The organism is Sorangium sp. So ce281, from assembly GCF_051527395.1.
Lineage (GTDB): Bacteria > Myxococcota_A > Polyangia > Polyangiales > Polyangiaceae > Sorangium > Sorangium cellulosum_B.
In genome coordinates this window covers 1827792-1840780 of sequence record NZ_CP150322.1, presented here as the reverse complement: position 1 = coordinate 1840780, position 12989 = coordinate 1827792, and the positions used below count along the sequence as shown (strand labels likewise).

Sequence of the window (12989 nt, the reverse complement as noted above, 5' to 3'; positions counted from 1 at the left end):
TGCCCTCCGCGCACCGGATACGGTCTTCCCGGGGCAGCCACGCTGCCCTCCGCACACCGGACACGGTCTTCCCGGGGCAGCCACGCTGCCCTCCGCGCACCGGACACGGTCTTCCCGGGGCAGCCACGCTGCCCTCCGCGCACCGGACACGGTCGTCCCTGGCTAGCTCCGCTGCCTTCGGTGCACCGGCCGCGGTCGCCGTCGATGCCCTTCGTCGCAGATGGCACAGCCTTCGCTCCCGGTCGACGCCGACGCAGGCGCGAAAGCCGTGGCGCAAGATTACGACTCTGACGGCACCTCGTTCATGAATTCAGCCGGCACCGTTGACACCCCACGATGCGTCGTTACCCCTGGCCGGAACGTCCGGCGCGCGCCGGACGCTCACATCACGTCCGGCGCGGGGGTCGGGGAGCATGGCAGTCCGTGTTCTCTCGGCGCCCGGCGAAGGACATCGACGAGAGGTGCTCCCCTCATGACCAAGCCTTCGACTCCGATCAAGAAAAAGCCCGCTCCCAGGAAGCCCGCAGCCCCGCCCCAGGCGGCGGCGGCGTTCGACAGGGCTCTCCCCGAGATCGCGGCGCTGAGCCCGGATCGGCTCGTCGCCATCAACCTCGATATCCCCCGCGCTGTCTCCCAGGTGCTGGGCGTGCTGCCTGGCCTCCTCGCGCTGCGCCCCGCCATCGCGGAGCAGCTCCAGAAGCACGATCTCGCGCTGCTCGATCGGCTCGAGACCTACGCGCTCGCCGCGTGGCACGCGCACCTCATGTGGCTGTCCAGCAGAGCCCCCGAGAGCGGGGTGAAGCCGCTCCTCGCAGAGGCGGTCCCGCTCCGCGAGAACCTGCTGGGCGACGCGGAGGCGCTCGCCCGCCGCGGCCTGCTCGACGCGGAGGCGGTCGCGGAGATCCGCGCGGGACAAGGGCACATCGACACAGCCAACGACCTCGTCGCCCTCTCGGCGCTGTTCAACGGCAGCTGGGCCGAGATCGCCGGCAGGACGGCGGCGACCGAGGAAGAGGTGAAGCGAGCCGGGGAGATCGGGCCGCAGCTGCTCGCCTCCCTCGGCGTGAGAGAGCACGGCGCAGAGCCCGGGCCGACCGAGGCCGCGGACAGGCGAGCGCGCGCGTTCGCGCTGCTCGTGCGCGCCTACGACCAGAGCCGCCGCGCCGTCGCCTACCTGCGGTGGGACGAGCGGGATGCCGACACGATCGCGCCGTCGCTCTACAAGGGCCGTGGCCGCGCGGCGTCGTCGAGCGACACCGCTGCTGCGCCGGAGGACGCCGCGCCGCCCGGCGCTGCACCGGCGGGCACGCCGGCGCCGGCGGCGCCCGGCGCAGCGCCGGGCGGCTCACCGCCGCTCAACTAGCTTCACTCCGGGAAGTTGCCCCGGATCAGCAGAAAAACCGCCAAGGACGCCAAGGACGCCAAGGACGCCAGGGGGAGAGGGGGAAGGGGCATAGGCGTCAACCAAGATCGTTCGGTCACGTTACGCCTGTGCCCCTTCATGCCAGGATCGACTCAAGGGCTCTTGAGCCGGTAGCCCACGCCTGGCTCCGTGATCAGGACCGACGGGCGCGCAGGATCGCGCTCCAGCTTGTGCCGGAGCTGCGCCATGTAGACGCGCAGGTAGTGCGCCTGCCCCGCGTAGGCAGGCCCCCACACCTCGCCGAGGAGCTGGCGATGGGTGAGGACCTTGCCCGCGTGCCGGATCAGCGTCGTGAGCAGCTTGTACTCGATAGGAGTCAGGTGGACCTCCTCGCCCGCCCGCAGCACGACCCGGCGCGCGAGATCGACCTCGATGTCCTGGACCGCGAAGCGGTGGCCCTCCGCCGTCGCCCCGCGCGCCGCGCTGGCGGCGTGGCGTAAGGCCACGCGCAGCCGCGCCAGGAGCTCGCCGGCGCTGAAGGGCTTGGTCAGGTAATCGTCGGCGCCGCCGTCCAGCGCGGGTCAAGGGACCGTCAAACCGAGGGGGCCCCGGATCCAGCAGCGAGGCGTGGCCGCCGCCCACGTCGACGCCGCCCAGACGCACGTCAAGAACAACTACATGCGAAGCCCGCTCGCCGCCGAGGTGTTCGACGAGGAGGTGTCGAACCTCCTCAAGCGGAAGATCAAGTCGACCCTCTCGAAGGTCGAGGACCTCAGCGTCGGCTTCGACTACGGCGGCGAGGTGACCGCGGAGGACTGCGACCGTCGTAGGGACCCAGGGTCACAGGGTTCCTTCGGGGGTGTCCACCGGAGCGGAGGACGATCACGAGGTCGTCGTGATGCCCCTGAAGCGTGGCTCTTCGCGATGACGCCTGCGTAGCACAACGAGGTTCGGGTGGCGTCGTCGACTGCGCTACACCCTATTCGATGATGTCGTCGTAGCGCACCACCCGGCACGAGTGGTCGCAGGTGAGAGATGCTTGCGTGGCCACCGCGGCGCACAGCGTTCGGCTGGAGCAACGGCACGATCTCCGCGCCTCGGCCATTCTGGCAAGCATGACGTGGTCTTGAACAACCCCCGGCAGAATCTGGCGACCGTGTGGCGGATGAACGGCACCCAGCTGCTCGCGCCGGGTCCGAACATCCCCGGACCGCTCGAGGGCAACTAGCGTTGCTGCGGGAAGTCGGGCCAGGGAGCGAACCGCCATGGCGCGAAGGGCGCCAAGGAACCAGGGGAATGGGAGGAAATACAGGAACAGCCCTCCCCCTCGCTTCTTGCCGGCCTTGGCGCCATGGCGGTTTCTCTGCTGAGCCGGGGCAGCTTCCCGCGGTAGTGCCAGGTACTGTGCGAGGTCACACAAGCAACCGAGCATGTTCCGGTAGGGTTCTCGGGATCAGGCAGTCCGCGCGGTGAACGCATCCACCGTGCTTTGCGCCGGACCTGGGCGAAGCTCCACCTGCACGCCCACACGGCCAATCCCCGCTTCTTGCATCCATGGCCGTCGGAGATGCATTCGATGCACATCGAGCTGGTCGCGCCCCTGGATCCAGGGTGCTCGCCGCGTTTGCGCGATGGTTTCGGGAGGCCGAGGGAGAGCATCGACTCCTCGGCGCTCTCCACGCCTGAACGGCTCCGTCTCTTCGCTGCGCTGATCGCAATCCAGGGGAGTGAACATGTTCGTTCCTGACGTGAAGCGCGTGCTGGGCACGGCGATGCTGCTCGTTCCATCCATGACTTGCGTGAGCCCGCGCGAGGCGTCCGAGGTGCCCGAGCGCGCGGACAGCGGGGTGCGAGCCGGGGTCGGCGAGGCCCGGCAGCCCCTGTGTTTTGGTCAGACGATCACGAACGTCCTCGTTCTACCGGAGACGTTCCACTGGGAGGATGCCGCCCACCTGCTCCGCGTGGCGGAGGGGTTCGGCCCGCGGACCCTCAGCGTCTCCGTGTCGGCGAGCGTCTCGCCGGCGGTGCGCGTGCTGAGCACCACCGCGCCCAGGGTACCCCTGCCCCGGCCCGTGGTGCGCGCGCGGGGCAGCCGCGCACCCAACGACCTCTGGCCCTTCCCGGCGTTATCGGAGGACGCGCCGTTCGGGTTCTTCCAGCCCATCCCGGGCATGCCGGGCGGCGACGACACCTGGGGCCCTCAGCCATCGACGGGAATGCCGGGCAGCGGCGGCGGCTGGAGCTATCAGCCCGCGCCGGGCATGCCGGGCGGCGGCACCTGGGGCCCTCAGCCTTCCTCGGCCACGTCGGGCGGCAACACGTCCTCGGGCGCCCAACCCACACCGAGCCCGCTGGACGATTGCGTGCCGTCGGACGACCAGATCACCAGGGCAGTCGGCTTCGACGTGAGCGCGACCGTCGCGCTCGACGCGACCTCGGTCCTGTTCGTGCCCACGGCCGCGCTCGCGCGGGTCTCGGCCTATCCGGTGTACCAGCAATACACCTGGGATATCGTCAGCACCGTCGGCTGGAACGGGGAGACCCATGCAGCAGAGACCGCCGTCGTGGGATCTGGCATTGCCTACAGGCCGATCGGGGTCTATTTCGATACCGACCTCATCTATGATCTGGCCGCGATCGGCGGCGGTCTGATCGACCCGGGCCCGTACGTGGACCCCGGCGGCGACGGCGGCGCGGGCGGCGACGGCGGCGCGGGCGGCGACGGCGGCGCGGGCGGCGACGGCGGCGCGGGCGCGGGCGGCGACGGCGGCGCGGGCGGCGACGGCGGCGGCGGCGGCGCTGGCGCCAACGACGGCGCGGGCGGCGCGGGTGGTTCTTGGCTCGTCGATCCGTAGGTCGCTGGCAGCGCCGGCGCTTCGGGTAGGGCGGCCGGCACCGGCGGGCTCGCGAAGCGGCCGATCTATCTAGACGATGCGGCGCGCCGCCCAGCGCGCCGCCCAGCGCGCCGCCCCTACCGCGCCGCCCGCGCGATCTCGTCGGCCGCCCCCGCCCTCTCCTCCGCCGACTTCGACAGCGGCCCCGTCAGGAGCGCCTGCGCCTCGCGGAAGCGCGCCGCCACGTCGGACCAGTAGCTCGCCTCCGCGCCCTGCGGGGCGGCGATCTGCTTGATGACGGCCGCGTCGTACGCCGCGATGCCCGCGTACGCCGAGGCAGGCTTCGCGCGGGCCACCCAGTCGAGCGCGGCGAGTTCCCCAAGGCCGAGCCCCGCGAGCGGCGCCCGCCGCATCATGAGCGCCGCGTCCTCCGGGCCGTTGCGCAGGCCGAGCGCGACCGCGAGCAGCGCCGTCGCCTCGGCGGGGCGCGGGGTGTCCTCGGGCCACGCCGCGAGCAGCGCGGTCGCCTGGTCGAAGTCCACGGCCCGCCAGTACAGCCGGCCGAGCTCGAGCCGCGCCCTCGCGTAGAGGAGCCTCGACTCGGGCGAGAGCTGCGCGGTGCGCAGCGCCGCGCGGTGCTGGAGCGGGACGCCCCGGCCGAGCAGGACGCGCAGGAGCTCGGGCCGCGCCGCCGCCTCGGGCGCGATCAGGCGGCCCGCGTAGTACGTCGGCAGCCGGGCGGCGAGCCGCTCGACGGCCGACGCCGGGGGGGCGCCCGCCGCGAGCGGCGGCAGCTCCAGCGCGTCCAGCGCGTCGACGCGCCGGCCGCCGTAGAGGCGGGAGAGCATCTCGCGCGCGCCGTCGACGCGGGCGTCGCGGAGGACGCCGACCGACGAGAGCTCGCGCAGGCCGACGAGCGTGGCGTCACGGCCGCGGGCCTTCCAGGGATCGAGCAGCTGATCGAGCTCGCCGTAGTAGACGTTCGCGAGCTCCGCGTCCTTCCGCATGGCGTCCGGCAGCGGCGCGGACCGGACCGCCTCGACGAGCCGCATGTCGGCCCGCCCGGACTCCACGGCGACGATGCCCTTCGCGTAGAACGGAAGCTCGACGCCGCGCCGCCCGAGATCCTCGATCGCCCGGGCCTGCTCCGTCACCCACGCGAAGAGCGGCCCCTTGGTGAACGCGAGGACGCGCTGGACGTCGTAGGGCGGCCGCAGCGTGGGCGGCTCGGTCGCGGTGCGCGCGAGCCGGGCGGAGAGCGTCAGGCCGAGCAGCACCTGGTAGAGGTCGCCCCGGAGCGCGGCGGGCGGCGCTTCGAGGAGCGGCGCGGCGAGGGCGTCGCCGCAGGTGATGGGCGCGAGCTCGGCCCGGAGCGCGCGCGCGAGGCCCGCCTCGAGGCCCGCGCACGCCTCGACGCCCGCGAGCCGCGCGTCCCGCTTCGCGGCGTCGTCCTCGGCGAGCGCGGCGTCGAGCGCCTCGATCGCGCCCTGCGCGTCGCCGCAAGGCTGCGCGGGCGCGACGGGGGCGCGCCGCGCGAACGCCTCGCAGGCGCGCGGCGCGGCGGGCACGCCGGCCGGCGCCGGGGGGACCAGCGCGGTCTTCGGGTCGAAGGGCGCCGGCTTCAGGATCGGGAGCCACTCGTCCTTGAGCGTGCCGTGGACGGCGAAGGCCTCTTCCTCCGGGAGCGGCGCCGGCGGCGGCTTCGCCGGGCGGCCGTCCCCCGGCGAAACCGGCGCGTTCGGCGCGGGCGGAGGCGCCCCGGCGCAGGCCGCGAGGGAGAGCCCGATCGCGGCGGCGAGGGCGTTGAAAGCGAAGTGCGAGCGATGGTTGGAGGGCATCACGTCTCCTTGGACACGGGCGGTCCGCGAAGGTTTCGCGGAGGAGCAGCGGGCGTCCATCACAATCCGAGCGGGGGCGCAAGCCGGGCGGCCGGCCACGGCACGACGCCGCGGCCGGCGCCCGACCCGGGGTCCCTCTCTCGGTCACGCTCTCACCACGGCCCGACAGCCGCGTTCGACGGTCATCGATCGCAGAACACAAACAGCGAAGCCTGTGGTGCGCATCGCACCCACGGCCCTTGACAGCTCCGTCCTCAATGCGATGTCATCGTCTCGAAGGACAACCATGTACACTGGGATGCCTACCGTTCGGGACTGCCTCCATCGAGCCGGCGCGTGGCTGGGCGCTCGCAGGCGACGCATGCGCTGTGTGGAGACCGGGCTGATTGTGGGACTCACGTCCCTGCTCTCGACGTCCTGCTCGTCGACGGCGCCCGATGAGCCCGAGAACGCCATCAAGATTGGGGCCCTCCTCCCCTTCTCCGGGAGCGAGTCGGCCATCGGCCGCAACCTCGAGCAAGCCATGTTGCTCGCGGTCGAAGACCTGACCGCGGCGGGCGGGCTCGAAGGGAGGCCGTTCGACATCGTGAGCCGGGACAGCCATTCGAGCCCGGGGCGCGGGCTCGACCAGCTGCTCTCGCTGATCTACACGGATCAGGTCCGCTACCTGGTAGGGCCCGAAGAGAACGATCTCGCCCGCGACATCGCGTTCGAGGTGAAGAAGGAGGACCTCCTCCACATGCTGCCGGGCTACGCCGCGCCCTCCATCGCGCGCCGCGAGGACGTGGGCGGCAGGATGAGGCTCGCCCCTTCCCCCTTCGCCATCGGCTGCGCGCTCGCGAAGACCATCGTTCGCGATGGTGTCCGCACCGCCAATAGCCTCTCCGCGCGGGACGACTTCAACGCCGGCGTCAGCACCGAGTTCACGACCCATTTCGCGGCGCTCCAGGGCAGGATCCTCCCCTCGGTGACGTTCATGTCGGGGCAGCCCACGTACGAGCGCAAGATCGAGGCGGCCTTCAACCTGGACGACCCGGATCGGGCGCCGGCCGGCCGCACGCTGCTGGCCGCCTATCCCGCCGCCGCCTCGACCATCGTGACCGAATGGACCGTCCACGGGCGCCCGGGCAGGTGGCTCCTCGGGCCTGCGTTGCACACCGAGGTGTTCCTCGCCAACATCCCTCAAGGCACGCTCGACGACAGCTCCTATGGAATCTCGCCCTCGCTCAGCCTGCGGAGCGAGTGCAGCCCCGCCCCCGACGACCCGACCGGGGAGGCGCTCCGCTGCACGCGCTGGAACGCCGACGCCTTCGCCTATCACTTCTCCCGCCGGTGGGACCGCGAGGCGCCGTTCCCCGCGGCGCACTTCTATTACGACGGCGTCGTCCTCATCGCGATGGGCCTCGTGTACGGCTACGCGACCACCGGGCAGATCATCACGTCCGGCCATGAGCTGCGGCAGAAGATCCTCGAGCTCAACGACCCCAAGAACGACGTGGCCTTGTGGTGGGATCTGAACACCGCGATGGCCGCGCTCCGCGCGGGGACCCCGCTCCGCTACATCGGCGCAGCCGCCGAGTACGAGTTCGATTCCTACGGAGCGAGCCAGAATCACATCATGCAAAGGTGGATCATCGAAGGCGACCAGTTCCGCGATCTCGACCCCTTCGACGCCAAGTGCGTGGCCCAGCAATGATCTAGATAGAGCGGTTTTCAGCTGAGCCTGGTACGAGCGTCGCAGAGCGGCGGTCACCCGCACAGGAGACGGGCCCAGATCGGCGTTTTCGGCGCGGAAGCGCACTCCTGTGCGCTGAGCACCGAAAACGTCGAGATGGGCCCGTATCCGAAGCGGGTGACCGTCGCTCAGTAACGGTGTCGTAGCTCGAAGAAGATCTCGCGCGGCGCGAGCGGGTACTCGAAGCCCGAGAACCCGGGATCCGGGCCGAACGTGCCGAGGATGTTCTTGGCGCGCACGGCCAGGGTCGTCTCGTGCCCCGGGATGATCCACAGGTTGCGCGCGACCAGGCTGGCGTTCCACCTGAGGTACGTGGGCAGCTCGAACGCGCCGCCGGCCTCGAGGGTGCTCGCCTCCGCGGACCGCCGGGGCCCGACGAGGATCCCTTGCGTCGAGAGCTCCAGCGGCACGGAGCTCGGCGACGGCAGCTTCACATAGGCGCCGGCGCGGGCGATCCAGCTCGGGTAGGCGACCATCGACGAGCCGACCAGATCCGCCTGGTACCCCACCTGGCCGGAGTCCCGGGTGGAGCGCACCGTCTCGAACGACCCGTAGCCCCCGAAGGCGTCGCCGTGCCGCAGGTCGGCGCGGGTCGCCCAGATCAAGGACTTCTGGCTGGCGACGTTCAGGGCCGTCTGGTTGATGCCCCGCGGAACGAACTCCGCCTTGTCGTTCAAGAGGCTGTACGACACCCCCGTGCTCGCCGAGGCCCAGACAGCAGGCCTCCACGTCAGCTCCGCGTCCACGGTGTGGATGAGCTGAGGCGACAGGCGCGCGTTCCCGATCACGTCGCCCGGCACGAGGGGCTCGGCGAAGAGCAAATACGGGGACGGCGCCTTGAAGGCGCTGCCGTACAGCAGCTTGGCCACGACCGTCTTTCCCAGGTGCGAGGTCGCCCCGAACCGACCGGTCAGCTGATTGCCATACTTGCTGTGGTGATCGTAGCGGAGCCCGCCCGTGACCTTCAGCCACGGATCGAGCACCTTGAGGTTGGCGCTAAGGAGCGCCCCGACGTCGACCAGCTCGGCCGATTCCTGCTCCCGCTCCGGCGAGCCGAAGGACTGCCCCGACTGCTTGGCGACCCGGCGGAAGGACGGCATGTCCTCCTTGTCGTAGACGGACTCCAGATTCAATATCACGTTGAATCGGTCCCACGGCATCCACCGGGCCTCGACGCTCGCGTCCACGCCGCGATACGCCATGCGCCGCTCGATGTAGTACCAGCCGCCGGCGACGTCGATGCGGTCGTCCGGCAGGACGCCGCCCTGGAAGTACATCCCCTGCACCGCGAACGCGAGCTCTCGGTTCAGCTGGAAGAGCCCGTCGACCGCCACGCGACGCTGCTGGAGGCTGATCACCGTGCCGGCACGGTTCCCCTTGTCGTCCGTCCCGCCGGTGAGCTGTGCCCATTGCGCAAAATCCCCGCCGCGCCGGAGGCCTGACCAGTACGCGCTGAGCACGAGGTGGTGCCCACGCTCGGGGTGGCGGTACCCGAGCCGCGCCCCGACGACCCCCGACATGCGCTCGAGGTTCTGCGCGTCCAGGCGCCCCGCGTTGTAGGGCGGGATGAGGGGAAGCGGGGACTGGGTAGGCATCTCCAGGCCGCTTCGATCGTCGAGCTCCCCCGCGGCCGTCAGCATCATCTCGAAGCGGTCGGTGAACATGCCGCCCACGAGATCGAAGCGGCCGCGCGGGTGGTCCTTCGTCACGCCCACTTGCACCGTGCCGTCGACGAAGGGAATGTCCTCCGGATCGAGGGTGATGATGTTGACGACCCCGAGGAACGCATCGGCGCCATAGAGCGCCGACGCCGGACCGCGGACGATCTCGATCTGCTTGATGGCCGACAGCGGGATCAGCTCCGCGCCCAGCCAGTTGCCGCTGGTGGTCCGGAACGCCGCCGAGCGCCCGTTGATCATCACCTTGATCCCGCCGCTCTCGGCCCCCAGCCCGCCCGTCATCCCCTGCACGCCGGCGTTCGGCAGGATGTGGTCGTCGATGAGATAGAACCCGACGACGTGCTCCAGCACCTCTCCGACGCTCGTGTATCCCCAGCGCCGGATCTCTTCCGCGGTGATCGCCGTCATGATGGCGGGCGCGTCGTCGAGGGTCTCCAGCGTCTTCGTGGCAGTGGACACCTCGACGTCGAGCAGCCTCAAGAGGTCGACGTCCTCGAGCGCGTCGTTCCGGCGCTCACCCCCCACCGCCTTCGGCGCTCCCGGCGCCGTCGCGGTCGTCGGCTGAGCCCATGCGAGACCGGGGATCGAAGCGATCACCAGCGCGACCATCCACCGGGTTTCGAGTGAGGCAAGCATCATGCGGGTTCAGTGGGCTCCAGACATTCGTCCATCGTCGATTCGGCGCGCTCGTCACGTCGCCTTGGCGGTCGCGGCGAGCTCCTCCTTCAGGGCAGCGCTCACGGCGTCGAACTCGTCACGTAGCCGCGCGAAGTCGCCCGCCTGCGGCAGCTCGCCTTGACCCGCGGCGAGCTGCATCTTCTCCGCCAGCTCCGCGACGCGCGCCGCGCCGATCGAGAGCATGCTGCCCTTCAGCTTGTGCGCGTTCGCCTTGATCTCTGCAGCCACGGCGCTCCGGATGACCCCCTCCAGGCCGTCGAGCTGCGCCGGCACGTTCTTGAGGACGAGCTCGATCAGCTTCCGCGAGCGCGGGACCTCCGGGTCGAGCACCGGCGCGCGCGCCGCCTCCAGCTCGGGGGCGGAGGGAGACGGCGACGACCCGGGCTCGTCCCGGCTCAGGACCACGTGCCGCCACAGGGTCTTCTGCAGAGATTGAGGGCGCACCGGCTTGGCCAGATAGTCGTCCATCCCCGCCGCGAGCACCCGATCCCGCTCGCCGACGAGCGCGTGCGCCGTCAGCGCGATGATCACCGTGTGGCGATTCCTCGAGCGCTCCCAGGCCCGGATCTCCTGGGTGGCGGTGTACCCGTCCATCACGGGCATCTGGCAATCCATCAGCACGGCGACATACCGCTTTCGCTTGACGCACTCGAGAGCCTCCTGGCCGTTGCACGCGGTCTCCACGCGAAGCCCCAGCTGCTCGACCTGCTCCATCGCCACGTAGCGGTTGATCTCGTTGTCATCGACGACCAGCACGGGGAGCTTGCTCGCGATCCTGCCCGGCTCCGCGCCCGGCTTGCTGGGCGGCGGGGTCGAGGCGCCCGTGAGCGCGCTCTGCAGCGTGTTGTACAGCTCGGAGACGCGGAGCGGCTTGGGGAGCTGCGTGACCATGCTGGAGTCCATCCCGCTCAACGTCACGCTCGATCCCATGTGATAGAGCGCCACCACGGGCAACGTCTGCAGCGCCGGGACCGACTGGATGGTCCTGAGGAACTCCTCGAGGCCGAGGTCGTCCATCTGGACACCGACGACGGCGGCGCTGAACGGCCGCTTCTCCAGCACCGCGAGCTCGAGCCGGTTGATCGCGTCCCTCCCGGAGGCCGCGGACTCGGCGTCGAAGCCCCAGGCCACCAGGTGCTCCACCACGACGTCGCGCCAGCTCCTGCTGTTCTCCACGACGAGCGCGCGGCGCCCGCTCGCCCACTCGGCGGAGCGGATCTGCTCGCCTCCGGCCGTGACGCCGACCTTGATCGTGAACCAGAACCGGCTGCCCTGCCCCGGCGTGCTGTCGAGGCCGACCTCGCCGCCCATGACCTCGACGAGGCGCTTGCTGATCGCGAGCCCGAGGCCCGTGCCGCCGTGCTTGCGGACCAGCGAGCCGTCCACCTGCGAGAAGGCCGCGAAGAGCTTCTTCTGGTCGTCGGGCGCGATGCCGGGGCCGGTGTCCACCACGGCGAGCTTGATGAGCGCCGTCGCCTTGTCCTGCTGAGAGATCGAGGCGTCGATCAGCACCTCTCCGCGATCGGTGAACTTGATCGCGTTGCCGACCAGGTTGGTGAGCACCTGGCGGAACCGGTCGGGATCGCCCACGATGCCCGTGGGGACGCGGCGCTCGACGCGGTACACGAGCTCGAGGCCCTTCTCGTGCGCCTGGCTCGCCATCAGCTCCGCGACCTCCTGGATGACGAGGCGCAGATCGTAGGAGACGTGCTGCGCCACGTACTTGCCGGCCTCGAGCTTCGAGAAGTCGAGCACGTCGTTGATGATCGACATCAACGTGTTGGCGGAGGCGTCGACGGTCTCCACGTAACGCCGCATCTTGCCGTCGAGCGACTGGTTCTGCATGAGCCGGATGACCCCGAGGATCCCGTTCATCGGCGTCCGGATCTCGTGGCTCATGTTGGCGAGGAACTCGCTCTTCATCCGGGACGCCTCGAGCGCCTGCTCGGTCTTCACGCGCAGCTCCTCGAACGCCTGCTCGTTCGCCTCGACCATGCTGTTGAAGGCCGATCCGAGCAGCTCGAGCTCGTCGCCGCTCGTGATCTGCACGCGCTCCCACTTCTTCCGATCCACGATGGGCGATTCCGTCGGCGGCGCGCTCGAGCGGAGCCCGGTGGCGATGGCCCCCGCCGCCGTGCGCAGCGCGAGCAGCGGCTCGGTGATGTGGACCGCGACCCGCTTGACGAGGAAATAGCTGGCCGCCCCGCTGCCGAGGATCAGCGCCACGATCAGGCCGAGCGTGGTCACGAGCCGGTTCGCGGCGAGGTCCCGGGCCTGGACCATGCGCTCGACGACGCTCCTCGTGCTGATGCCGTAGATCACGGTCCCGGCGTGGGCCCCCTCCGAGATGACCGGGGCCGCGACCTCGAGGACGTCCTCCCCGCCCAGGGGGTTCTGCCGCCGCCGCAGCGCGAGCCGGGACGGGTGCGCGGTGCTGATCCCGAGCGACTCCAGGTCCGCCGCGGTGAGGGTCGGCGCCGCCGGGCTGGGCGCGTCCTTCGAGGTGGGCACCCGGGCCAGGCCGCTCGCCGCCCAGACCCGGTTCTCCGCGTCGAAGAACAACCCGTAGGCGATGTCGTTGTTCTCCGAGACGGTCTGGTGAATGAGCGCCTTGACATCCCCGAAGAGGTTGTCCGCCACCAGGCTGCGCAGGGCCAGCGCCTGATTGAAGCCGAGCAGGCGCGCCTTCTCTTCCAGACTGCTCAGGAGCTCCTGCTCACGCTTGGCCTGGACCGCGCGATCCGTCGAATAGATGAGCGCGCCGCTCGCGAGCAGCGTGGTGCCCCCGAGCAGCAGCAGCGCGCCCAGGATCAGGCGCAGCAGCTTGATGCGGAGCGAGCCGTGGGTGTTCGGGGTTGCCAT

Annotated in this window: 7 protein-coding genes and 1 pseudogene; 4 read left to right on the top strand and 4 right to left on the bottom strand. The window is 70.7% G+C overall.

Annotated features, from left to right (window positions below; all coding sequences use genetic code 11):
* The first annotated feature begins 472 nt into the window (after window positions 1-472).
* Complete coding sequence (locus WMF27_RS06955) at window positions 473-1363, top strand: hypothetical protein (RefSeq protein WP_437769705.1); 891 nt, start codon at window positions 473-475, stop codon at window positions 1361-1363.
* A 152-nt stretch (window positions 1364-1515) separates the two neighbouring features.
* Here the strand turns inward: WMF27_RS06955 and WMF27_RS06950 are convergent.
* Window positions 1516-1941: pseudogene (locus WMF27_RS06950) on the bottom strand (winged helix-turn-helix domain-containing protein); the annotation flags it as partial.
* A 49-nt stretch (window positions 1942-1990) separates the two neighbouring features.
* Here WMF27_RS06950 and WMF27_RS06945 point away from each other — a divergent pair.
* Window positions 1991-2302 carry a hypothetical protein gene (locus tag WMF27_RS06945; RefSeq protein ID WP_437769706.1) on the top strand — a complete coding sequence of 104 codons (312 nt, stop codon included), beginning with the start codon at window positions 1991-1993 and terminating at the stop codon, window positions 2300-2302.
* A gap of 794 nt (window positions 2303-3096) precedes the next feature.
* Window positions 3097-4218 (top strand): hypothetical protein, encoded by a 1122-nt coding sequence (locus WMF27_RS06940; protein WP_437769707.1) that lies wholly within the window; start codon window positions 3097-3099, stop codon window positions 4216-4218.
* A gap of 116 nt (window positions 4219-4334) precedes the next feature.
* Here WMF27_RS06940 and WMF27_RS06935 read toward each other — a convergent pair whose 3' ends face one another.
* Window positions 4335-6035, bottom strand: a complete 1701-nt coding sequence (locus WMF27_RS06935) for a hypothetical protein (RefSeq protein WP_437769708.1) — start codon at window positions 6033-6035, stop codon at window positions 4335-4337.
* A gap of 388 nt (window positions 6036-6423) precedes the next feature.
* Here WMF27_RS06935 and WMF27_RS06930 point away from each other — a divergent pair, with 388 nt between their 5' ends.
* Window positions 6424-7731 carry an ABC transporter substrate-binding protein gene (locus tag WMF27_RS06930; RefSeq protein WP_437769709.1) on the top strand — a complete coding sequence of 436 codons (1308 nt, stop codon included), beginning with the start codon at window positions 6424-6426 and terminating at the stop codon, window positions 7729-7731.
* 167 nt (window positions 7732-7898) lie between these two features.
* Here WMF27_RS06930 and WMF27_RS06925 read toward each other — a convergent pair whose 3' ends face one another.
* The gene (locus WMF27_RS06925) at window positions 7899-10046 is read right to left on the bottom strand and encodes a TonB-dependent receptor plug domain-containing protein (protein WP_437769710.1); all 2148 of its coding nucleotides are present in this window, start codon (window positions 10044-10046) and stop codon (window positions 7899-7901) included.
* Window positions 10047-10139: 93 nt separating this feature from the next.
* Window positions 10140-12989 (bottom strand): response regulator, encoded by a 2850-nt coding sequence (locus WMF27_RS06920; RefSeq protein ID WP_437769711.1) that lies wholly within the window; start codon window positions 12987-12989, stop codon window positions 10140-10142.

Excerpts from the sequence above, each read along its gene's own strand:
- WMF27_RS06955 (WP_437769705.1), top strand. The coding sequence starts at position 473 with ATGACCAAGCCTTCGACTCCGATCAAGAAAAAGCCCGCTCCCAGGAAG.
- WMF27_RS06940 (WP_437769707.1), top strand. The coding sequence starts at position 3,097 with ATGTTCGTTCCTGACGTGAAGCGCGTGCTGGGCACGGCGATGCTGCTC.
- WMF27_RS06935 (WP_437769708.1), bottom strand. The coding sequence starts at position 6,035 with ATGCCCTCCAACCATCGCTCGCACTTCGCTTTCAACGCCCTCGCCGCC.
- WMF27_RS06920 (WP_437769711.1), bottom strand. The coding sequence starts at position 12,989 with ATGGCAACCCCGAACACCCACGGCTCGCTCCGCATCAAGCTGCTGCGC.